Annotated in this window: 24 protein-coding genes and 1 other RNA gene; 15 read left to right on the forward strand and 10 right to left on the reverse strand. The window is 42.2% G+C overall.

The annotated features are described in order from the left end of the window. Position 1 precedes the first annotated feature (1 nt). The 4 genes from QTA56_RS04490 (at position 2) to QTA56_RS04505 (ending at position 2,846) form a co-directional block, all read left to right on the forward strand. Entirely contained in the window at positions 2–703 is a 702-nt protein-coding gene (locus QTA56_RS04490) for an HAD-IA family hydrolase (RefSeq protein ID WP_267979731.1), read from the forward strand. Next, positions 687–1,115 (forward strand): RNA-binding S4 domain-containing protein, encoded by a 429-nt coding sequence (locus QTA56_RS04495; protein WP_267979732.1) that lies wholly within the window; start codon positions 687–689, stop codon positions 1,113–1,115. Before QTA56_RS04490 ends, QTA56_RS04495 begins: the two co-directional genes overlap by 17 nt. Before the next feature lie 159 nt (positions 1,116–1,274). Beyond that, the gene (recA, locus tag QTA56_RS04500) at positions 1,275–2,321 is read left to right on the forward strand and encodes a recombinase RecA (protein ID WP_267979733.1); all 1,047 of its coding nucleotides are present in this window, start codon (positions 1,275–1,277) and stop codon (positions 2,319–2,321) included. A 42-nt stretch (positions 2,322–2,363) separates the two neighbouring features. Further along, a complete protein-coding gene (locus tag QTA56_RS04505; protein ID WP_267979734.1) occupies positions 2,364–2,846 on the forward strand; it encodes a regulatory protein RecX in 483 nt (160 codons plus the stop codon). 10 nt (positions 2,847–2,856) lie between these two features. Here QTA56_RS04505 and ffs read toward each other — a convergent pair. Further along, positions 2,857–2,953, reverse strand: an RNA gene (gene ffs / locus QTA56_RS04510) — signal recognition particle sRNA small type. Positions 2,954–3,279: 326 nt separating this feature from the next. Here ffs and QTA56_RS04515 point away from each other — a divergent pair. Further along, the gene (locus QTA56_RS04515; protein WP_267979735.1) at positions 3,280–4,143 is read left to right on the forward strand and encodes a YbgF trimerization domain-containing protein; all 864 of its coding nucleotides are present in this window, start codon (positions 3,280–3,282) and stop codon (positions 4,141–4,143) included. 62 nt (positions 4,144–4,205) lie between these two features. On the opposite strand, the gene QTA56_RS04520 is transcribed toward QTA56_RS04515, so the two are convergent. From QTA56_RS04520 to QTA56_RS04530, 3 genes are all read right to left on the reverse strand, one after another. Continuing rightward, positions 4,206–6,077: a SurA N-terminal domain-containing protein gene (locus tag QTA56_RS04520; RefSeq protein WP_267979736.1), complete on the reverse strand. Its 1,872-nt coding sequence runs from the start codon at positions 6,075–6,077 to the stop codon at positions 4,206–4,208. A 139-nt stretch (positions 6,078–6,216) separates the two neighbouring features. After that, complete coding sequence (locus QTA56_RS04525; RefSeq protein WP_004759870.1) at positions 6,217–6,489, reverse strand: HU family DNA-binding protein; 273 nt, start codon at positions 6,487–6,489, stop codon at positions 6,217–6,219. A gap of 168 nt (positions 6,490–6,657) precedes the next feature. After that, complete coding sequence (locus QTA56_RS04530; protein ID WP_004807968.1) at positions 6,658–7,113, reverse strand: phasin family protein; 456 nt, start codon at positions 7,111–7,113, stop codon at positions 6,658–6,660. Between the two features lie 209 nt (positions 7,114–7,322). Between QTA56_RS04530 and QTA56_RS04535 the strand changes: the two genes are divergently transcribed. The 8 genes from QTA56_RS04535 (at position 7,323) to fdx (ending at position 13,478) form a co-directional block, all read left to right on the forward strand. Then, positions 7,323–7,961 (forward strand): hypothetical protein, encoded by a 639-nt coding sequence (locus QTA56_RS04535; protein WP_267979737.1) that lies wholly within the window; start codon positions 7,323–7,325, stop codon positions 7,959–7,961. A gap of 107 nt (positions 7,962–8,068) precedes the next feature. Beyond that, the gene (locus tag QTA56_RS04540; protein WP_267979738.1) at positions 8,069–8,542 is read left to right on the forward strand and encodes an Rrf2 family transcriptional regulator; all 474 of its coding nucleotides are present in this window, start codon (positions 8,069–8,071) and stop codon (positions 8,540–8,542) included. A gap of 1 nt (position 8,543) precedes the next feature. Further along, positions 8,544–9,761, forward strand: coding sequence for an IscS subfamily cysteine desulfurase (locus QTA56_RS04545; protein WP_267979739.1), 1,218 nt, complete (start codon positions 8,544–8,546; stop codon positions 9,759–9,761). Between the two features lie 91 nt (positions 9,762–9,852). After that, positions 9,853–10,239 (forward strand): Fe-S cluster assembly scaffold IscU, encoded by a 387-nt coding sequence (iscU, locus tag QTA56_RS04550; RefSeq protein ID WP_004639432.1) that lies wholly within the window; start codon positions 9,853–9,855, stop codon positions 10,237–10,239. A 30-nt stretch (positions 10,240–10,269) separates the two neighbouring features. After that, positions 10,270–10,590: an iron-sulfur cluster assembly protein IscA gene (gene iscA / locus QTA56_RS04555; protein ID WP_267979740.1), complete on the forward strand. Its 321-nt coding sequence runs from the start codon at positions 10,270–10,272 to the stop codon at positions 10,588–10,590. An 84-nt stretch (positions 10,591–10,674) separates the two neighbouring features. Next, the gene (gene hscB / locus QTA56_RS04560; protein WP_267979741.1) at positions 10,675–11,193 is read left to right on the forward strand and encodes a Fe-S protein assembly co-chaperone HscB; all 519 of its coding nucleotides are present in this window, start codon (positions 10,675–10,677) and stop codon (positions 11,191–11,193) included. A gap of 69 nt (positions 11,194–11,262) precedes the next feature. Beyond that, positions 11,263–13,122, forward strand: coding sequence for a Fe-S protein assembly chaperone HscA (gene hscA, locus QTA56_RS04565; protein ID WP_267979742.1), 1,860 nt, complete (start codon positions 11,263–11,265; stop codon positions 13,120–13,122). A gap of 17 nt (positions 13,123–13,139) precedes the next feature. Continuing rightward, positions 13,140–13,478 carry an ISC system 2Fe-2S type ferredoxin gene (gene fdx / locus QTA56_RS04570; protein ID WP_267979743.1) on the forward strand — a complete coding sequence of 113 codons (339 nt, stop codon included), beginning with the start codon at positions 13,140–13,142 and terminating at the stop codon, positions 13,476–13,478. A gap of 55 nt (positions 13,479–13,533) precedes the next feature. Here the strand turns inward: fdx and QTA56_RS04575 are convergent, their stop codons facing one another. After that, complete coding sequence (locus tag QTA56_RS04575) at positions 13,534–14,415, reverse strand: NAD(P)/FAD-dependent oxidoreductase (RefSeq protein ID WP_267979744.1); 882 nt, start codon at positions 14,413–14,415, stop codon at positions 13,534–13,536. Between the two features lie 110 nt (positions 14,416–14,525). Between QTA56_RS04575 and QTA56_RS04580 the strand changes: the two genes are divergently transcribed. Then, positions 14,526–14,960 carry an Rrf2 family transcriptional regulator gene (locus tag QTA56_RS04580; protein WP_267979745.1) on the forward strand — a complete coding sequence of 145 codons (435 nt, stop codon included), beginning with the start codon at positions 14,526–14,528 and terminating at the stop codon, positions 14,958–14,960. A gap of 34 nt (positions 14,961–14,994) precedes the next feature. Here the strand turns inward: QTA56_RS04580 and QTA56_RS04585 are convergent, their stop codons facing one another. From QTA56_RS04585 to aceI, 5 genes are all read right to left on the reverse strand, one after another. Continuing rightward, positions 14,995–16,431, reverse strand: a complete 1,437-nt coding sequence (locus QTA56_RS04585) for an adenylate/guanylate cyclase domain-containing protein (RefSeq protein ID WP_267979746.1) — start codon at positions 16,429–16,431, stop codon at positions 14,995–14,997. A 55-nt stretch (positions 16,432–16,486) separates the two neighbouring features. Beyond that, positions 16,487–16,921 carry an HIT domain-containing protein gene (locus tag QTA56_RS04590; protein WP_004759860.1) on the reverse strand — a complete coding sequence of 145 codons (435 nt, stop codon included), beginning with the start codon at positions 16,919–16,921 and terminating at the stop codon, positions 16,487–16,489. Positions 16,922–17,114: 193 nt separating this feature from the next. After that, positions 17,115–20,576, reverse strand: a complete 3,462-nt coding sequence (gene mfd / locus QTA56_RS04595) for a transcription-repair coupling factor (protein WP_267979747.1) — start codon at positions 20,574–20,576, stop codon at positions 17,115–17,117. Positions 20,577–20,657: 81 nt separating this feature from the next. Next, a complete protein-coding gene (locus QTA56_RS04600) occupies positions 20,658–21,470 on the reverse strand; it encodes an SDR family NAD(P)-dependent oxidoreductase (RefSeq protein WP_267979748.1) in 813 nt (270 codons plus the stop codon). A 264-nt stretch (positions 21,471–21,734) separates the two neighbouring features. After that, positions 21,735–22,163 (reverse strand): chlorhexidine efflux PACE transporter AceI, encoded by a 429-nt coding sequence (aceI, locus tag QTA56_RS04605; protein ID WP_267979749.1) that lies wholly within the window; start codon positions 22,161–22,163, stop codon positions 21,735–21,737. Between the two features lie 102 nt (positions 22,164–22,265). On the opposite strand from aceI, the gene aceR reads away from it, so the two are divergent. Next, positions 22,266–23,159, forward strand: a complete 894-nt coding sequence (gene aceR, locus QTA56_RS04610; RefSeq protein ID WP_267979750.1) for an HTH-type transcriptional regulator AceR — start codon at positions 22,266–22,268, stop codon at positions 23,157–23,159. Positions 23,160–23,173: the final 14 nt, after the last annotated feature.

The raw sequence follows: 23,173 nt of genomic DNA on the forward strand, positions 1-23,173 counted from the left end.
TATGTCATATTCAGATTTACAGCAGCCTATTGTCATGTTTGACATGGATGGCACATTACTCGACCTAGCCTTTGATGATTTCATCTGGAACCATTGTTTGCCAGAGCGACATGCCCATGTCCATCAATGCAGTCTGCAACAGAGCCAACAAACCCTGTTTCAGTTCTACCAACAGCATAAGCATACACTATCTTGGTATTCTTCGGCGTACTGGACGGCGAAAGTTGGTGTTGATGTATTACAACTCCAATACGAACATCGGGAAAAAATTCGTGCCCGTATAGGCTGTCATCAACTTTTGCAACAACTCAAAAATCGGGGCTATCGCTGCTGGTTACTGACCAATGCTGACCACGCGGGGCTACAGCTTAAACTTGAAAATATCGAGTTAAGCCCCTATTTTGAAGTAATGGTCAGCAGTGAGGAACTGGGACATGCCAAGGAGGAAGTTGCATTTTGGCAAAAGCTGCAACAACTGTATCCCTTTAATCCAGCCCAGGCTGTTTTTGTGGATGACACCGTTGCGGTACTCAAAGGCGCAGAAGACTTTGGCATCTCGCAACTATTCAGTATTCTACAGCCCTCAAGCGCAAAGCCTGCAAGAGCGGCAACAGAACTTCCTTACCCTGCACTCGACCATCTAACTGAACTTGTCGATTATCTTGATATTAAACTACAGGATACAGATGCCAAAACAGCATGAACCAGCAAGCATGGATGCCATGCGCATTGATAAGTGGCTTTGGGCAGCGCGTTTTTTTAAGACACGCTCCCTTGCCAAGGCTGCCATAGAGGGCGCTAAAGTCCATCACCAGAATGAACGCGTCAAGGTGTCCAAAGACGTGCGTATTGGCATGGAACTCACCATCCAGCAGGGTTTTGAGAAAAAAACCGTGATCATCAAGGCTCTTTCTGCGGTACGTGGTGGCGCACCAATTGCCCAGCAGCTTTATGAAGAAACGACAGAAAGTATTGAACGTCGGGAGTTGCATGCCTCACAGCGAAAAATGCATAATCTAGCGCGACCAGATCACCGACCAAGTAAAAAAGACCGTCGTGATATCAATCGTTTTAAACATGAAAATGCTCAATCATGGTCTTACCATGACGAGTAATTTTTACAATAATGGACGCGTCATCTTGTGTCGTACAGACACAGATCAGATGTAGAATAAACAATGAGAATCTGCCACTATACTCAAGTCCCAACAAGTTGAGATTCAATACATCCACTTGGGTTAGTCGTTAAGAAGATAAAGTTTTGAGGTTTTGAGATGGATGATAATAAAAGCAAGGCGTTACAAGCTGCATTAAGCCAGATTGAAAAACAGTTTGGTAAAAATACGGTGATGCGCCTCGGTGACAATACGGTACAGGCAGTTGAGGCTGTTTCCACAGGTTCTTTAACACTGGATATCGCACTCGGCATTGGCGGATTACCAAAAGGCCGTATCATTGAGATTTATGGTCCTGAATCTTCAGGTAAAACCACCATGACACTACAAGCGATTGCACAGTGTCAGAAAAATGGTGGCACCTGCGCCTTTATTGATGCGGAACATGCCCTAGACCCGCAGTATGCGCGTAAATTAGGTGTTGATATTGACAACCTGCTGGTATCACAGCCAGATCATGGTGAACAGGCGCTGGAAATTGCCGACATGCTGGTTCGTTCAGGCGCAATTGACTTAATCGTTGTCGACTCTGTTGCTGCGTTAACCCCTAAAGCTGAAATTGAAGGCGAGATGGGTGACTCACATATGGGCTTGCAGGCACGCTTGATGAGTCAGGCATTACGTAAAATCACGGGTAATGCAAAACGTTCCAACTGCATGGTGATCTTCATTAACCAGATTCGTATGAAGATTGGTGTAATGTTCGGTAGCCCTGAAACCACAACAGGTGGTAACGCACTAAAATTCTACGCATCTGTACGTCTGGACATTCGCCGTATTGGCCAGGTTAAGGAAGGCGATGAAATTGTGGGTTCTGAAACCAGGGTTAAGGTCGTGAAGAACAAAATGGCGCCTCCTTTCCGTGAAGCAGTGTTCCAGATTATGTATGGCAAAGGCACCAATCAACTCGGTGAACTTGTAGACCTTGCGGTACAGCAGGAAATCGTACAAAAGGCGGGTGCATGGTACTCTTATCAAGGCAACAAAATTGGTCAGGGTAAAAATAACGTGATTCGCCATTTTGAAGAAAACCCACAAATGGCTCAGGAAATTGAAAAGCTTATTCGTGAGCAGCTTCTCACCAAAAACAATACTGAAGCCGCACAAACTGAAGATGCAGAAGAACCAGACTTGTTAGAAAGCTAAGCTAGAACGCCCTACGGGGCGTTTTTCTTTCATGAGGAAAATATGTTGAATTCGGAAAAAGCTGAAAAGCCCAAAACCCTGACAGGTCAGAGACTACGCTCCTATGCCTTTGCCCTACTGACCCGCCGTGACTACTCACAAGCTGAGTTAATCGCAAAACTCAATCAATATGCAGTTCATCCAGATGAGGTGGCAAATCTGGTGGAGGAATTAGCTGAGCAAAACTATCAGAGTGACCAACGCGTTGCCGAACAAACTTTGGCCAGCCAAATTCGCAAAGGAAAAGGCTTACAACGCATCAAACAGACATTAAAGGCCAAGCAGCTCGATACTGAACTGATTACAGAAGAACTTCAGGATATTGACTGGTATGAACAAGCGTATCAGCTCAAGGTTAAAAAATTTGGAAAGGCTGTAACCAAGGATCCAAAAATAAAGGCAAAACAAATTCGTTTTTTACAATACCGTGGTTTCGATATGGATGTAATTATGAAAGCGGTTGCCCGAACGAGCGAAGAAGAGTGATTGGTGGCAACCCTACCAGCATGACTTCGGCACATCATAGTTCTACTACCGTTGCTACCTTCCGGTCCTGGCGGGGTTCGTAGAGTACAATTGCGAAGCTACCAGCAGGGCTACCATTGCCTGACAAAGTATAGAGATTTTTACCTGAGTTGCAAGACTTGTCTCTGTTTTTCAGTAAGTTTTTAATTCAACTGCCTAATTCATCATCAATCCTGCTGCTACGTCTTTATAACTGACTTAAAAGCTGTATAAACATTAAACAACAGCCCTCTAATTCTCTTCAAAAGTGCTTGAAGATTGTAAATGCTTATTGCATTTAAACGAGTTGCTGTTTTAATGGCTAAATCAAAAACGTGTATTCGGTGTGTTGCAAGTAAAAAATGAAGACTTGTTCGCCCACAGCTTTATTTTTCAACTTTATGGATGAATTTTCATGCTAAAAAAGCATTCTATACTTTTTATTGCGCTACTCAGCAGTACGCATTTATATGCCAATGTCCCGATTGAATCTCGTGCCCTAAGCCAACAGCAAGCCAATAACGTTGTTGCAGGTTCTCCAAGTTTAAACTGGGAAATCATGCAAAAGAATCAAAAACTTGAAGAAGAAATTCGTAAATTACGCGGCCAGTTAGAAGAACATGACAATGCGATTGAACAGCTCAAGAAAGAGCTTGCAAACCGCTATACAGATTTAGACCAGCGTCTGGAGCTACTTTCACAGAAAATTGATCCACCAGAAGAAAACACCGAAGAAAATGGTGCTACAGATACCGCTCAGGCTGGAACAGAGGGGACAGCATCCGTAATAGCACCCACCCCGCCTCCAGTAGCGGCTGTGACACCTAAACCTCAAGCCCAGACACAGGCCCCTGCTGCTGTACAGCCACAGACAAATACGGCAACAACAAACACCACCAATAACCAGATTGAACTCGAAAAAGCAGCTTATACGGTTGCATTAGATGCATATAAACAAGGTGGCGCTAAAAAGGCAATTCAGCCAATGCAAAACTTTATTAAAAACCATCCGAATGGTATTTATGTGGGCAATGCCTATTTTTGGCTGGCTGAGTTCTATTTAGCTGTTGAGCCTGTGGACTATAAGGCAGCCAAGCAGAATTACAATATTGTTGCCACACGCTATCCTAACTCGGCAAAAGCTTCACGTGCAGTTTATCAACTGTATAGCATTGCAAAAGATGTAGATAAAAATACAGCCTTGGCAAACCAGTATAAGGCCAAGTTGCTTAGCCAGTATCCTCAATCTGAGGAAGCGAAATTTATTCAGAAAAAATAACCAACTTCCTCCAATAAAAAAGCCAGTTTATGAAAACTGGCTTTTTTATACTTAGAACAAACTCATTTGATCTTCGCCTTGGATTTTAAATATTCAGTATAGTCTTCCAAAATCTGTTGACCACGGAACTGTTGATAGAGTTTGCTCAACTCATGCATTTGTTCTGGTGGCAACTCACTCGCAATACTGGTGTTCACATTGGAAACAGCAACGATCACCAGTTCGTTTGGCAGTTTAGCTGTTGTAGCAGTCCACATACCCTCTTTGCCTGGTGCTGGGATACTAAATGCCGCGCGCTCAATCGCACGCTTTAAGCCTTGTGAACGTGCATATGTACCTGCATCTTCAAAGGTTACTTGTGATTTCGCAACCACCTGTGCAGCAGGTTGCGTTTTAAAATCAGCAAGGATGCTGGCAATTTTTGCCTGAGCAGCTTTATAGGCTTTCTCTTCAACCACTTTCGCCTTTACTTCTGCTGTGGCCTGTGCCAATGGCTTGATCCCTGCTGGATGATAGTCACGGACTTTAATCCAGATGGTATCGCCATTTGCCAACTGAATATTTGAAGATGCGTTACGATCACCATTCTTCACATCATCATTAAACAATTTGGCTTTAACATTCAAATCGCTTAAATATGGGTTCTCAGTGGTTAAGGTTACACCTTTAACAGATTCAACACGGGCACCTTTTACTTCCTGTGCAACTGCATCCAGAGAATCACTACCAACCACCATTTCATTCAGGCTATTGACCGTATCACTGAATAAATTCGCCAGTTTGGCTTTCTCAACCTCAACAGTTAAACGTACCTTTTCTGCTTCAAACGATGGCAATTTCACCATTGGAGAATTTGCTTCAATAATGTGATAACCATATTGGGTTTTAACAGGCTTTGAAATTTCACCATTCTTTAATGCATTGACTGCATTGTCAAAATCAGCAGAGAAAACACCTGGTGCATAGGTCGCCACCAAACCGCCCTGAGTTTTAGAGCCTGGATCATCAGAAAACTGGGCAGCGGCATCAGCAAATATCATGCCTGCCTGAATTTTTGCATAGACCTCATTGGCAAGCTTTTGAGCCGCAGCATCATCACGGGCATCTGTGGTGATCAAAATATGTTTAACTTCACGTTTTACATCTTTTTGCTGTTTTTCAACAAATGCCTTATACGCTTGCTGTAAATCGGCATCTGTTACTGCAAGATTGGTCGCAGGAAGTAATGCTGGGCTTAAAACCACATAATCCACATCAACACTTGCAACCTGCTTGAATTCATTTTTATGCTTGTTGTAGTAATCCGTGATTTCCTGACTGGAAGCAGTTACACCCTTTTTATAATCATCCAGCTTGATGCTTGCCAAATGCAGGGTACGCTGTTCTGTCTGCAAGTTAGCCAATTGCTGTAGGTCTGACTGACTCACCAATGCATAATCCATCAAGGTGGTTGAAATCATTTTCAAGGCATGGTCCTGACGCAGGCTGGCAATCAGCCCCTGATTGGTCATGCCCACTGAACGCAGGTAATTTTCATAGAGCTGCTGGGAAAACTTGCCATTTTCCTGAAAACTCGGCTGTTGAGCCAACATTTGCTCAAGCTGTACATCGCTTAAAGAAATACCGAGTTTTTCAGCCTGCTGCAAAAGCAAGCTACGCGCAACCAGCGCATCCAGTGCCTTTTGCTGAATCACAGGCAGGTTGAGCAGTGATTCATCACCCTTAACCAATGATAAATATTGATCTTTATAATTTTTGGTTGCACTTTCTAATTCTTTATTAGAAATATCCTGACCGTTAACCGATTTCGCAACGTCTGCCTTATTGCTACCACTAAAATATCCTTCAATACCTACAAGTGCCAAAGGGGTCAAAAACAAAACTAACAGGACTTTGCCAAGCCAACCCTTAATGACTGTACGAAACGATTCCATAAGAATTCCAATATTTTATTTCGGGGCAATTTTAACTGAAAAAACAAAGCGAATGAATGCAGAATAAGGCTCAAAGCAAATTTTTCATTCAATAAATAAAAAACGCACCCGAAACGGTGCGTTTATTGATTTAAAAAGATTACGCAACTGAATCTTTTAAACCCTTACCTGGTTTAAAGCTAGGCACTTTGCTTGCTTTAATTTGAAGCTCTTCACCCGTTTTAGGATTGCGGCCAGTACGTGCAGCACGTTCTTTAACGCTAAAAGTACCAAAACCAACTAAAGTAACCGTGTCACCGTTTTTAAGTGCTTCAGTGATTGACGCAATTGTTGCATCGAGTGCCTTACCAGCATCCGACTTAGATACTCCCCCTTTTTCAGCAATCGCATCAATTAATTCTGATTTATTCATGATAAAAAATATCCTCTTAATATCGTTTGTTAAGATCCAAGGCTATAGTTTAAAAGGCCATGCCGCCTTTATAGCAATGCTTTAGGGGAGAACGCAATACTAGAAAGACCTTTTAGCCAAAATAAATACTGAAATACGACATAAACAGATGAGTATCTGCGCTTTTTTTTACTTTTTATTCAATTTGGCCTTAAGTTGATTATTTTCTTCGATTAAGGCATCCACCTTGATATGAAGCTGAACCAGAAGCTGTTCAATATGCTGGAGGTCTTTTGGGGTCACCAAACCAATGCGATTTAAGGAATGGTTGACACCAGTGTCCAGGATTTTTTCCACCTTGTCCTTGGTGTCAGTCACTGACTCTTTGGCTTTCTCTGTGACCTTGCCTACGGTATTGTCTGCAAAGTCCACCGTCTTGGATTCCAGTTCCTCACCGACTTTGACTAGGGAGTCAAATAATTTATTTCCCTCTTCTTCAGCACGTGAAAAAGCACCTAAACCCGCCAGCCAGATTTGTTGTGTATACTTTTTGAAATCGAGTGCAGATTTCTTCGAACTCTTTGATTTTGGCTTAGTTTTCACCTCAGCTTCTTCATTCGGATTTTCTATGTTCGAGTTATCCATTGACCATTGCTCCCAAGCACTTTACAAACAGTATGTCGTATTTAACCATAAAAATGTTTTTATAATATCAAAATTAAGACTTGATCGTTTTATAAAACTGTTCTACAAAGCAACAAAGACCTGTAAATTATTTTTAATAATTGAGTAAGGATGCTCAGGCTTACAAGTCTTGTTGTTTTATAGCGATATTGGTAAGGAAAAATCAATCAATGAATGAAAGCTCAAAATCCAAACATTTATGGCTAAATGTGACATTGATTGCTTTAGAGACTTTTTTTTCCTTTATTTTAACCCACGATGCCACCCTGCGTTTACAGGCACAGAAACTGATCCAGAAAAAAACTACCATCAGGATAAATAGCTACATCCCTTTCTTTGATTTTTACATTCAGTTCACAGAAAAAGGTATTCTATTCGACCTTGCCGCCAATGACCGTCTGATTGATATTGAGATCAACACCACACTGATTGACCTAATTAAAATTTTCATCTTTAGCAATCAGCAAAGTCTATACAACATGCGGATTATGGGTAAGTCCGAACTTACCGCAGATCTGACCGATGTATTACAGCACCTCACCCTGTCTAGAATTTTGGTCAACTGGCGTGAATGGTTCAACCACTTTGAGAATGATGCCGAAGCCGTTGCTTCCCAACAGCGCATTGCCCCACTGCTTGATAAAATTGACCAGCAACGTTCTGAAATCAACACTTTACTGGTTGAGACAAAACAATACCAGAACCGTATTCACCGCATGCAAAAACGCCAGCGCCTGATCAATATTGGCTTTGCTGTATTGAGCTTTATTTTTATTGCCTTTTTTGTTTATAATATGTGGATACAATAATTTCATAATATTTCACTTTTCACACTCATAATGACAATTTAAAACTTGACTATTTTAGTCGGAATTCATAAAATTTAGTCATCTAGTCTAACCATGTGTACCGAATCATGCGTCTTACAACTCGCGGTCGTTACGCAGTGACTGCTCTACTTGATTTAGCTTTGCAGCCAACTGAACAAACGATCACGCTTGCGGAAATAGCAGCTCGCCAATCCATCTCAGTCGCTTATCTAGAACAGTTATTCGCAAAACTTAAGCGTCATGGGTTAGTTTCAAGCGTTCGTGGTGCAAATGGTGGATATCACCTTGCTCGACATGCAAGTGAAATCACGGTGCTAGAAATTATTGAAGCTGTAAATGAAACTGTCGATGCGACCCGTTGTGACCATAAAGGTAACTGCCAAAATGGTGCAATGTGTTTAACACACGACTTATGGCAAGAACTCTCCCACCATATTGCCGATTATCTTGCGAAAATCACCCTTGCTGACCTAATTTCACGTGACAATGTTCAAACCGTTGCCCTGCGTCAAAATTCAGCAAGTTTAGATTCAGCCCTTCTATCGGTTACAGGTATTTGACATGAAACGTCCAATTTATCTTGATTACGCAGCAACCACACCTGTGCTCCCTGAAGTTGCAGAACGTATGATGGAATGTTTAACGTTCGAAGGGACATTCGGTAATCCAGCATCACGCTCGCATGCTTATGGTTGGCAGGCTGAAGAGAAAGTTGAGTATGCTCGTGAGCAGGTTGCAAACCTAGTTAAAGCTGATCCCCGTGAAATTGTCTGGACTTCTGGTGCAACTGAATCTGACAACTTGGCACTTAAAGGAATTGCCCAGTTCTATGGTTCAAAGGGCAAACACATTATTACCAGTAAAATCGAACACAAAGCAGTGCTGGATACTTGCCGCGAGCTTGAAGAACAAGGTTTCGAAATTACCTATTTAGAGCCAGAACCACGTACAGGTTTAATTACACCTGAGATGGTGAAAGCAGCATTACGCCCAGATACCATTCTTGTGTCACTGATGATGGTCAACAACGAAATCGGTACTGTGACTGATGTTGCTGCAATTGGTGAACTCACCCGTGCCAACAAGACATTCTTGCACGTTGATGCGGCACAGGCTGCTGGTAAAGTTGAAATTGACCTTTCCACCATGAAAGTGGACCTGATGAGTTTCTCTGGTCATAAAGCTTATGGTCCTAAAGGCATCGGTGCCCTTTTTGTTCGCCGTAGCCCACGTGTTCGCCTAAAAGCGCAAATGCACGGTGGTGGTCATGAACGTGGCATGCGTTCTGGTACTTTAGCAACTCACCAGATTGTCGGCATGGGTGAAGCGTTTGAAATTGCAGGCAAGACCATGCAGGCAGAACAGGAACGCATTCGCAAATTACGTGACAAACTCTGGAATGGCTTTCAAGACCTTGAACAAGTGTTCTTAAATGGTCATCCAACACAAAACGTTGCAAATTACCTCAATGTCAGCTTTAACTTCGTTGAAGGTGAATCGTTGATGATGGCACTGAAAGACCTCGCTGTTTCAAGTGGTTCTGCATGTACATCTGCCACTTTAGAACCATCATACGTATTGCGTGCTTTAGGTTTATCTGATGAGTTGGCGCACAGCTCAATCCGTTTCAGTTTTGGTAAATACACCACTGAAGCAGATATTGACCACGTATTGACCCTTACCAAGGCTGCTGTAGAGAAATTGCGTGAACTTTCTCCGCTTTGGGATATGTACAAAGAAGGTATCGACCTTTCAACAGTTGAATGGGCTGAACACTAATTCATTGAGCTTTTAATTGAACTCTTCATTGAAAACAGTGTTTTAACCCTCATATTAATATTAGGCTGACCCCGAGGTTTGGAGAAGCGACATGGCTTATAGCGAAAAGGTAATTGATCATTACGAAAATCCTCGTAATGTTGGTGTTTTAGACAAAAATGCGGAAAACGTGGGCACGGGTATGGTCGGTGCGCCTGCCTGTGGTGACGTGATGCGTTTACAAATTCAAGTCGATGACAATGGCGTAATTGAAGAAGCTCGCTTCAAAACCTACGGTTGTGGTTCTGCAATTGCGTCCAGTTCTCTTGTAACTGAATGGTTAAAGGGCAAGACCCTTGATGAAGCTCAGGCAATCAAGAACATTGACATTGCAACTGAACTTGCACTTCCACCAGTCAAGGTACACTGCTCTGTATTGGCTGAAGATGCGATTAAAGCTGCGATTGAAGACTATCGCGGTAAGAAAGCCAAAGCTTAAATTGACCATTGATCAAACATTGGAGTTTTCATGATCCATTTAACTGAAAATGCTGCGACTCACATCAGCAATTACCTGCAAAACCGTGGTAAGGGTGAAGGCATTCGTATCGGTGTGAAAACTTCGGGTTGTTCTGGGTTGGCTTATGTGCTTGAGTTTGTCGATGATGTCGATACACATGATCAAGTCTTTGAACAACTCGGTGTTAAAGTTTTTGTTGATCCTAAAAGTCTGGTTTATCTCAATGGTTTAGAGATGGATTATGTCAAAAATGGTCTAAACGAAGGCTTTGAGTTTAACAACCCAAATCAAAAAGGTGAATGTGGTTGCGGTGAATCATTTACTGTTTAACTTTATACACCCTCTTTATTTTTCGTCAAAACAGTGTGTTCCGCACTGTTTTAACGTATTTATCAATAGCGGAATTCATCTCCCATGAATCATTTTGAGTTGTTCCAATTACCAGAAGCACTCGATATAGATTTAGCAGCTTTAAAAAAACAGTTTTTAAGTTTGCAACAGCAATATCATCCAGACAAAGCCACTGACAAAGATCAGGCATTGATCAAGTCAAGTGAAATCAACCAAGCCTATAAAGTGCTCTCACAAGTGGATAGCCGTGCTGCGTATTTGCTTGCCTTAAAAAAACAAGACCACCATCTTGACCAATCCATCAATGATTTTGAGTTTCTGCAATCCGCACTTGAAATGCGTGAACAGCTTGACGAAGCCACATCAACAGACCAGCTACGCACATTAAAAGTTGATGTACAACAATGGATTGATGGCCTAGTCCGAGAGTTCAAGATTGATTATGCGGATGAAGACTGGGCTGAGGCACGTGATACCGTTCGTAAGCTACGCTTCTTCCAACGCGTGATGAATGATATTGATAAAGCTGAAGATCGTATGCTGGACGAAGAAGATAGCTTCGATCTGGACGATGATTTTTAGACGTCCTTTGCGGAACTTCAATCGTTCCTCAAGGACGTTATTACCGATTATTTAAGGGATACCGCACGCATGGCACTTTTGCAAATTGCTGAACCTGGTCAATCGACTGCCCCGCATCAACATCGTATTGCGATTGGCATTGACCTGGGGACAACCCACTCTTTAGTGGCGACAGTGCTATCGGGAAAACCGAAAGTTCTACAGGATAACAAAGGTCGGGTTCTGCTCCCCTCTATTGTTCATTATGCAAAGGATGCAACCACATTTGGCTATGAAGCCAAACCATTTATGTTGACTGACCCGAAAAACACCATCGTTTCAGTGAAACGTTTTATGGGTCGCTCACAGGCTGATGTCAAATTTCAGCATCCATACACACTTGTTGGTGCAGAAAATGAAATGCCAGCATTTGAAACGGTTGCTGGCCGTAAAACACCTGTTGAAATTTCTGCTGAAATACTAAAACAGTTAAAAGACCGTGCAGAAGCAAGCCTGAACAATCCTGTGAATGGTGCAGTGATCACCGTTCCTGCCTATTTTGATGAAGCACAACGTCAAGCAACTCGTGATGCAGCCCAGCTTGCGGGTTTAAATGTTTTGCGCTTACTGAATGAACCAACGGCTGCCGCGGTTGCCTATGGTTTGGATCAGGACACCAATCTCAGTACAGACCGTAATTATGTGATTTACGATTTAGGTGGCGGTACTTTTGACGTCTCCATCCTGCGTTTTTCACAAGGTGTGTTTGAAGTTCTGGCAACAGGTGGACACACAGCATTGGGTGGTGATGACCTTGACCGTTTAATTGTTAAATGGGCAAAAAAACAACTCAATATTGAAGCATTAAGCGATGAAGAATATGCTGTTTTTATCGTTGCAGCACGTCAGGCCAAAGAATATTTAACAGATCATGAGTCTGCTAAATTAAAGCTGCTGGATGATCAACTCACTTTAGACCGTCCTACTTTTGAATCAATCATTCAGGTTGCACTCGATAAAACCATGAGTGTGTGTAAACGTGTATTACGCGATGCTAAGCTTCAACTGGATGAGATTGAGCATGTGGTTTTGGTGGGTGGTTCTACTCGCTCGTACGCGGTACAGAAAGCGGTACGTGAATTATTTGAACGTGAACCACTCTGTACTATCAACCCAGATGAAGTGGTTGCCATTGGCGCATCAATTACCGCAAATCAGCTCATTGGGAATAGCCAGGATGGTTCATTACTGCTTGATGTGACTCCGCTCTCTCTTGGCCTTGAAACCATGGGCGGTTTGGTTGAACGTCTGATTTCACGCAATACAGCAATTCCTGTTGCACGCCGTCAAGAATTTACCACCTATCAAGATGGACAAACCGCCATGTTGATTCATGTAGTACAAGGTGAACGTGATCTGGTTGAACATTGCCGTTCACTGGGTCGTTTTGTATTGCATAGTATTCCACCGATGACTGCGGGTCAGGCCCGTATTGAAGTCACCTTTCAGGTAGATGCAGATGGCCTACTCACTGTATCTGCCAAAGAAACCACTTCTGGTGTACAAGCACAGATTGACATCAAGCCATCCTATGGTCTATCCACAGCGGATACAGAACGTTTACTGGTAGAGGGTTTCCAACATGCAGAGGAAGATAAAAATCTTCGCCACTTGCAGGAAACCAAGGTTGAAGCCCAACGTGAACTGGAAGCTTTGGAACAGGCGTTAAAAGCGGATACCGATCTACTCACCCAACAGCAGGCTCGTGATCTCATTCTTGCAGCAGAAGCCCTAAAGGCACGTCTCAAGACCAATGATCTTGCAGCAATTGAACAGGCTGTTCAACAGCTTAAAATTCACAGTGATGCCTTTGCCGCACTTCGTATGAACCGACATATTGACCATGCCTTAAAAGGTACAAAACTTGAAGATTGGTCAAACTCAAATTAAAGGTATAGGTGATCAATATGCCACGTATTAAAGTTCTTCCGCATCCTCAAATCTGCCCTGAAGGGGCTGAATTTGAAGTCGAACAAAATGCCAATTTATGCCAAAGCCTACTCAAGCAAGGCATTAAGATTGAGCATGCCTGTGATATGTCATGTGCCTGTACCACATGCCATGTGATTGTCCGTAAAGGTTTTGACAGCCTTGAGGAAATGAATGACGTTGAAGCTGACTTGCTTGACCGCGCATGGGGTCTGGAACCTGATTCCCGCCTGTCTTGTCAGGTTGAGATTGTTGATGAAGATTTAGAGATCGAAATCCCTAAATACACCATCAACCACGCTTCGGAAAATCATTAAACGGACATGCTTTCAAAGAACTGAAAAAGCTAGAGTTGATCTCTAGCTTTTTTGTTTAACCGAAAATTAGGGATCGGTGTGCGGCTGCGCCCGCCATGGTGCCATCACCAACCGCCAAAGGCACTGAACTACCTAAACGTGCAACATCACCACAGGCAAAAATACCTGCCACAGATGTTTCTTTCATGCTATTGGTTTTAATCGCCTCACCCATTGCATTCTGCTCAATTTCACAGCCGAGCTTGAATATCCAGTCTTGAGCAATCATGCATTTTGTTGTTGCAAATATACCGTCCAATTGAATAACTGAGCCATCTGCCAACACAACATCACTCTGCCCTGTAATTTTTTGGATTGCCCTGTTTTCAATATGCACCCCTCTTGCCTTGAGTTGAACAAACAACTCATCTGGTACGGGATACTCATTGATAAAGATGGTCGTCTTACCCCAATCTGGAAGCATCATTGCCATATGGGCTGAATGTTCTGAACTTGCGATAATTCCAATTTTACCTTGATTAAGTTCATAGCCATGACAGTAAGGACAATGGAAAATGGTTTTTCCCCAGCGTTCAGCCAAACCCGAAATTTCAGGCAGTTGATCAGTAATTCCAGCCGCAATGATCAATCGCCTTGCCGTGACTGAACGATTGGCATCAATACACACAGCAAAACCATCACTCACCTTTTCTATACGTTTTACACTTCCAGCTTCCCACTGAACTGTCTTATAGGGCAATACCTGCTCTTTTGCGATTTGAGCAATTTCACTAGCTCTTGTACCATCCTGTGTTAAGAAACCATGTGAATATTCAGCAAAACGATTTCGTCTTTGTGCTGCATCAATAATCACCACATTTCTGCGTGCCCTGGCCAATGGCATTGCCGCAGCTAGCCCTGCATAACTACCACCAATAATTGCAACATCGTACTGCATGAGAATCACCTATATGTAACTTTTAAAGTTACATTAATACTTTTCATTTTAATTTGCAACTTTTGATGTTACATTAACAGTTACTTTTTACCATTTCATCTATTGATTTCATGCGCACCGACAGTAAACTTTCCCGAATGCTTCATGTGCTGTTACACATGGCCAGACAGAAAAAAACCTTTACCTCCGATGAAATTGCACAGATGCTTTCAACTAATCCAGTGGTGGTTAGACGTACCATGTCAGGTTTAAAAAAGGCAGGTTTTGTACACTCAGAAAAAGGTGCAGGTGGAGGTTGGCAATTGACAGCGGACTTGGAAAAAATCACCTTATGGGACATTTATCAGGCTGTGGGTGAACCTACGATTTTCGCCATTGGAAATGAAAGAGAGAATCCAGAATGTCTGGTTGAACAAGTGGTTAATGCGGCACTAGATCATGCGATCCAGGATGCTCAGAACATCCTGATTCAACAATTAAAAGTAACAACGCTCGCGTCTCTGGCTGCACAATTTGATCATTTATGTGAAATACATTTACACTAGATCAATGATCAAAATATAATTTCCTGAAAATTTATTATCTTACTTCATCATCCAGAGTCAGTTTTGGAATTCCCTGTGCATTGGTAATCTTCTGCTGCTTTTTAATTCGGTCTATCATTTTTTCAAGAATTTCAACCAATTCAGGATATTCATAATTTTGTACTTCTTCTAAATTAAGCACTAAATGAAAACCCTTATATTCAAAATCAAACCATTTTTGGGTATCTGATTTCTTGCCAGTGAATTTTTCCATCACCTGCCAGGTTTTTACAGGTCCCTGAATTCCTTTTAAGTAAATTGGTACTTTAGGTACACAAAGAAATTCATTTTTAATCAGCTGATGTGTGTCATCCGCAATCAGGATTTCATCCACTTCCGCAGCAGACTGTAAACGTGCCGCCAGGTTTACATCACGTCCCACAATGGTATAGGCCATACGGTGTGAAGCCCCATAGTTCCCAACGTGACAGTAACCTGTACTAATCCCCATGCGGATATGCAAGGCTGGATAGCCCATTTTCTTCCAGCGTTCACGCAACAGTTTCATTTGCTGGCGCATGGAAATTGCCATTTCCAGACAGGATTTCGCATCCTGCTCCACGCCCTGTGAGTTTGGATCACCAAAGAAAATGAGGATCGCATCTCCCATAAACTTATCCACGGTTGCCTCATATTGCTTGGCAATTTCAGTCATATGGCTGAGATAATCATTGAGCAGGAAAGCTAGATCATCTGGAATAAGTGTTTCTGAGAGTTCAGTGAAACCTTGAATGTCTGAGAAGAAAACCGTTAATTTTTTACGTTTATATTCAATTTTTGCCTCAGCCTCACCCCGCATAATCGATTGCCATAACTGAAGTGGCGCATAACGACTAAGCTGGTTGGCAAATGCAATATAGCGTGTCATTTGATTATGGTAATGCTGGCGTTGCTGTCCCAGAATATTGAGACGACGATGCTGATAGTAGTTACCAATCACAATGAACATCATCAGGCCAAGCAAGCTCACAACGGTCAGTTCAGGATTGGTTGGCTCAAAGTATTCTTCCGCATCAAAGATAAAAAAAGTACAGAAATAAAAAACCAGCACACCAATCAGCCCGATCAGGCAGCCAATTGGTAGGGAAATCTTATTATTCAGACCAACATACAATAAGGCAAATAAAATGGTAAACGTAGGGACAAGACTTAAATGCAGACCTGCAAGAACAATGGCAACAATAATGGCTTCACAGGCAAAGAGAACATTCTTTTCAGTGACTTTGTCATATTTATATTGCAGCCACTTTTCCAGTTTAGGACAGAACAGGAAATAGACCAATAACAAAGGGAGGATATAAAGTTGATAGCTAGCACTGGTAGAGGTAAAAGTATAGATGACCAAAATCAGCGACAAGATCGAATATCCCATCAATCGATGAAAGTAAGCGAACTGTCTAGGTTCTTTATCAATTAACCTATCTAGTGGCACTCCGTCCTCCTTTTCTTATTATAGAATACGGCTTTTATTCTATTTTCTTTCTGGCTCAGTCCATGCGCCAGTCAAACGGCATATCACCCTGACCGCGTAATGCAAGCATTAGGGTCTGGCGCATATGTGCCAATACATCATTGCTATAAGGTACTGCTGGCGTACCCCAAACAGGTTTAGGCCATGCCACATCATTCTGATAGCGCACGACATGGTGAAAATGCAGCTGTGGAACCACATTTCCCAGAGCGGCAACATTCATCTTATCCGCACGGAATACACGGGCGAGCTGGCTGGATAACCAGCTTGACTCACGTAGAAACTGTTCCTGATCTGCCTGGCTGAGTTCATATAGTTCTGTAATACCTGGTACACGTGGTACAAGGATCAACCAGGGAAATTGCATATCATTCATTAAACGACATGTTGAAAGCGGGAAGTCGCCTACAAAAAATGTATCTTGAGCAAGTTGTGGATGCAAACTAAACATATCTTTATAAATGATGCAGAATAATGATGATCAATACTATCACATCAGTTTTGATGTGAATATTATTAGTAACCTGTTTGATTACAAATAACAATGATTTTCCTCATTTATTGGCACAACATCCGATCAAAAAATGGTTATTTTTCACCGACAAACCTATATTCGCTTAATTAAACATCAATCTATTTTTCAACTAACTATGCAACTCACCCAGCAATTTATTCAGTAGTTCAACGATAAACTGAATACGTTTGTCATATTCAGCCAGTTGTACCATCACTTTCAGGCGCTGACCACCTTCCATACGGTAGTAGGTCGGATTTTTCTGCATAAGCTGAATAATGCTGATCGCCTGCACGGGTGTATCGGGCGAAAATTCGATATAACCGCCATTGCTATTGATATCCACTTTGGTAATGCCCAGTTGCTCTGCCCTTAAACGTATTTGATGAACGCTGAATAGTTGCTTAACGGGTTGTGGTGGAATACCAAAACGGTCAATCAACTCCATACGGATGTTATCGAGTTTTTCCTGCGTATCGGTGTTACTGATGCGTTTATAGAACAATAAGCGTTGATGTACATCACCCAGATAATCATCAGGAATCAAGGCTGGCATGTGCAGGTTGATTTCAGCCGTCAATGACAATGGCGCATCGAAGTTCGGAGTCTTGCCTTTTTGAATGGCTTTAGTGGCTTTTTCCAGCATTTCCATATATAGGCTATAGCCAATCGCCTGCATCGAGCCGCTTTGCTGTTCACCCAGTAATTCACCTGCACCACGGATTTCCAGATCTTCGGTTGCCAGCATAAATCCAGCGCCTAAAGTTGATGCCCGTTGAATGGCATCCAGACGTTTTTCTGCATCGCCTTTCAGGTGTTTGATCGATGGCACCAGCAAATAGGCATAGGCCTGATGATGTGAACGTCCGACACGGCCACGCAATTGATGCAACTGGGCCAGACCCAGTTTGTCTGCACGTTCAATAATAATGGTATTGGCATTTGGAACATCAATCCCTGTTTCAATAATGGTTGAACAAACCAGAACGTTATAATCCTTATGGTAGAACTGCTGCATCACTTGTTCCAGTTCACGTTCACGCATTTGCCCATGCGCCACTGCCACTCGTGCTTCTGGCACTAGATGACGGATCGTTTCAGCTGCTCGTTCAATGGTTTCCACTTCATTATGCAGCAAATAGACCTGACCACCACGCAACAGTTCACGCAGAATCGCTTCCTTGATCGAGTCATCCGTGTGTTCCTGTACAAAGGTTTTCACCGCTAAACGTCGTGCAGGTGGTGTCGCAATAATGGAGAGATCACGCATCCCAGAAAATGCCATATTTAAGGTACGTGGAATCGGTGTCGCAGTTAAAGTCAACATATCCACATCAGCACGCAATGCCTTGATCCGTTCCTTATCCCGCACCCCAAAACGATGTTCTTCATCGACAATCATTAAGCCAAGATTCTTAAATTGTATATTTTCTTGCAGAATCTTGTGTGTTCCCACCACGATATCCACTTTGCCATCCGCTAAATCCTCAATAATCTTGAGATGGGTTTTATTACTGCCAAAACGGGACAACACCTCGATACGCACTGCTGTATCAGCAAAACGATCCCGAAATGATTCATAATGTTGTTGTGCCAACAGCGTTGTTGGAACCAGCACAGCCACCTGTTTATTATTTTGTACTGCCACAAATGCAGCTCGCATGGCGACTTCTGTTTTACCAAAACCAACATCACCACAAACCAGACGATCCATCGGTTTGGCGAGTTGCATATCATGTAAAGTCGCTTCAATCGCATTGGCTTGGTCTAGGGTTTCTTCATAAGCAAAGCCACTGGCAAATTGCATATAAGCGGTATGATCCATTTCAAATGCATAACCTGGCTTGGACTGACGACGTGCCTGAATATGCAGCAACTCAGCCGCAACATCATGGATTTGTTCCAGTGCTTTACGCTTGGCCTTGCTCCATGTATCAGTACCCAGTTTATGTAATGGTGCCAGATCAGGATCACCACCACTATAACGACTGATAAGGTGTAAATTGGTCACAGGCACATAAACTTTTGCACCATCGGCATAATCAAGCTGTAAAAACTCATGATCCTGCTGATCAATTTCCAGCGTCATCAAGCCTGCATAACGTCCAACACCGTGATCAATATGCACCACAGGCGCACCAATACTCAGTTCAGTCAGACTGCGAATCAAAAATTCTTCAGACACTTCCTGCTGGCGTTTACGACGACGCTGTACTACACGATGTTCATAGAGCTGATTTTCCGAAATTACCGAAAGCTGATGGCTGAGCAACAAGCCCCGATCCAAAGGCGCGCTGGTAATGGCAACCTGTAACTGGTCTTTCTGGAACTGGGCAAAACTGTCTACGGTTTGAATTTCACCTAATACCGCACGCAAAGCATCTTTTAAAGTTTCACGGCGGCCTGCACTTTCCGCAACCAATAAAACTGGATGTCTAGCTTGATCAACATAATGTTTCACTGCCTCAAAAGGCTGTTGCTTTTTAGGATCAACTGCAAGTTTGGGTGGTTGTTCAGCAGCCAGATTGAGCACACCTGCTTTGGCTTCAAATGCCTCGGCTGATGCCAATATTCTTGCAAATTGATTTAATGCCTGTAATACATGATTTGGCATCAAAAATAATTCTTCGGGGGGCAGAATCGGTTGATCGATGTTATGGCGACGATCCTCATAACGACGAACCACTTCTTTCCAGAAGTTGATGAGTTCATCTTCAACTTCATTATTTGTAATGACAACGCAATTCTTTGGTAAGTAGGTTGTGAGGGTGCTTTGCGCTTCCATCAGCTTTTTATCAAAGAATAATGGTAGGTAAAATTCCAGACCTGGGGTCGCAATACCCTCTAGGACATCCTGATAAATTGGATTTTTCTTGGGATTCGCTGTTGGAAAACTTTCCGCATAACGATCTCTAAAGATAGATCGTCCCTCTTTAAGCGGGAATTCCTTAGCTGGTAAAACGGTAAAGTTCTTTAAGGATTCTGTGGTGCGCTGCGTTTCTGGATCGAAGAATTTTAGGCTATCAATTTCATCATCAAATAAGTCAATACGAATCGGTTGTTCTTGACCAGAGGCATAAATATCCATGATGCTGCCACGAACCGCAAATTCGCCGTGATCATACACCGTATCAACTAACCGATACCCTGCTTGTACCAACTGTTTTTTCTGTGTCTCTAAATCAAGCTTTTGCCCCACTTTAATATCAAAGTGTTCACCCACTACCCATGAGTATGGCGCAACCCGTTGAGCAAGTGTGCTTGCTGAAATCAGTAAAATGCCTTTTTGTGGCATATTGGAAAGAATTGCTAAACGCTCTGAGACAATATCTTGATGCGGAGACAAACGGTCATAGGGCAAAATCTCCCAATCAGGGAAAATGGTGGGCTTGATGCCATAAAATTCCAGTTCACTTTCCAGTTGGGCAAGATGCTGGTTATTCCTTGCCACAATCACATAGAGATTTGAGCTTTGCGTGGCAATTTCTTTAAATAATAATGCAGCAGATGACCCCAGCAATGAACCGATCCAGCGTTTTTCGCCTGCTTTGAATTGTTGTAGGTTTAATTGAGAGATTTCTTGTTGAAACATAGAGAAAATCGTGCAATTTAAAGGACAATTGACCTAGTTTAGCATGATGCTTTTTGTGTGGATATGAATCCAGAAAGAAGACTAACTGGATTTATCCTTTAATTTTTTCTCTAACTGTTGATCCATCAAACGAAATAAGGGGCGGGTTAAATTCATAACCGTAGCAGGTGCAGTATTCAGCAAAGCATTAGCAATTGCGCCACTGGTACTGGTGATACGATAGGACTTTTGCTGTACTGCCTTGACAATCCATCCTGCCGCAGTAGAGGTATCCAGCATTCGCATATGTTTATAAATCGTTGTTTTAGATGACATCGGCGTGCGTACCATTGGGAAATAAACAATACTCACATCAATTCCCTGATCGCCTAGTTCCATTTTTAAGGAGCGCGAAAATGATTCTAGTGCCGATTTACTGGCTAAATACGCTGAAAATAACGGAATGGGAACTTGGGTGGACATGGTGGAGATATTAATCACATGCCCTCCACCATTTTCCAGAAAATGTGGCAATAAACCCAATGTCATACGGACGGCAGCAAAATAGTTGATTTGCATGGTACGCTCAAAATCATGTAGCCGATCCAGTGCCTGAATAATCGGACGGCGTATCGAGCGAGCAGCATTATTTACCAGAACATCAACCTTTGTATGCTCATTTAATATTTGTTCAATACAGCTTTTTGCATCATCTTCCTGAGTAATATCCACAGGATAAATCCATGCTTGACCGCCTTGCTGCTGAATTACCTGCTGCACTCGTTCCAATTCATCTTTACGACGGGCGATTAAACACATTTTGGCACCCAATGCAGCCAGTTGAATGGCAGCCTGTTCACCAATCCCACCTGATGCACCTGTCAGTACAATGGTTTTTCCTTTTAAATTTTTCATACCTTTTCCCATTCTCTATACTATCCATATATAACCGATTTTGATCTTATTGGTTTGACCTAAAATTATTTTTCTATTTGCCACTTTGATCAATTTTAATTAAATAGAAAATTCTATAGATTATTTTTAATGAGACGATCGAGTTTTTCCGTCTGATCTATTGCGATTTTAATTAAAGAGAGTTCAAACTTTACTTAATGCTTAGGCTATTTATAAATATAGAGAAGCATTCTTTGAAAATTCAAAGAATGCTTCTCTTAATAGTTAGGATGCGAATTTGGCATCAGGAAAGAAACGTTCTTCAATCAGATCATAACACCACTGGAAGATAAACGTATAAACCAGAATACACATGGTCAAACCAAAATCCAGAATCAGGGCTTCAAGGAAACTCATCTTCATCATATAAGCAATGATCGGAATGGTCACAAGCATCAAACCACCCTCAAAACCAACCGCATGCAAAATACGGACTGGAATAGTTCTTTGCCACTGATATTTATATTCTATTTTCTCGAAATAATGGTTAAAAATCATGTTCCAGACTACGGAAATAGCCGCCATAATCACACCTAGAATACCAGTCACTTCTAAAGGCATATTAAAAATAAAACTTAACGCAATTGCGATGATGACCAATAAAATCACTTCATAGCTCATCGCATGAACGAGTCTTCTCTTGGAGATCAACATTTCTATAACACTCTGTTGTTTGGATAATGTGCATTTTATTTTTATAATTTTGATTAATCCAATCAGGTTCTTTCACTTTCTTTGATAGATTAGTTTTGACAGATGAATATTAATCAAGAACAACTTCTCATGTTTCAAACCGTCATTGAAACGGGTTCATTTTCTGCCGCTGCCCGTAAACTCGGTAAGGTTCCCTCTGCGGTGAGTATGTCGATTGCCAATCTGGAAATCGACCTGAACCTGAATTTATTTGAACGGGTTGGACGTGAACCAGTGCCTACGGCCGAGGCAATGGTGCTGTATGAAAAAACCCAGCAACTGTTGATTGAAATGAATCAATGGAAACAACATGCCCATGCACTCAGTACTGGACTGGAATCCACATTAAATATTGTGGTGGTTTCTGAGCTACTGCACACCAACTGGACAGATTACATCACCCTGCTTGAGCAACACTTTCCCAGCCTCGTCCTGAATATTGTGTCTGCGCCACAGGAAGATGCCCTACAAATGCTGCTTGATCAGACTGCCCAGTTGGCACTGATGTTTGAACGGGAGCATTTAGATAGTCGTGAACAGTTTGTTGAATTAAAAAGAGAGGCTTTGGTTCCTGTTATTGCAAAACATCATCCTCTTGCTCAATTCAAACAAGTATCATTTGAGCAAATGGTGCAAACCCGCCAGATTGTGGTGGCCAGCCGAGACCATACCATTAAACCTGAGCTGTTATTTTCCAAAGATTATTGGCGTACTGATAACCATCACTCTGCCTGTATGATGATTGTGCGGAACTTGGGTTGGGGGGTTTTACCACTGGAAATGTTTAATGAAAATCCTGAATTAAAGAAAAAGTTAAAAATCATGGAACTTTATGATTTCACCCCAAAATTTGAATATTATGTGGATTTGGTCTGGAGTCGTGAAAGCGACTTGGGTGCAGCAGCACGCTTCTTAATTGAGCATATTCGGACACAACGCCAACTCGAAAATAAATAATGAATGTATGAATC

This window comes from Acinetobacter thutiue (genome assembly GCF_030385805.1).
Taxonomy (GTDB): domain Bacteria; phylum Pseudomonadota; class Gammaproteobacteria; order Pseudomonadales; family Moraxellaceae; genus Acinetobacter; species Acinetobacter corruptisaponis.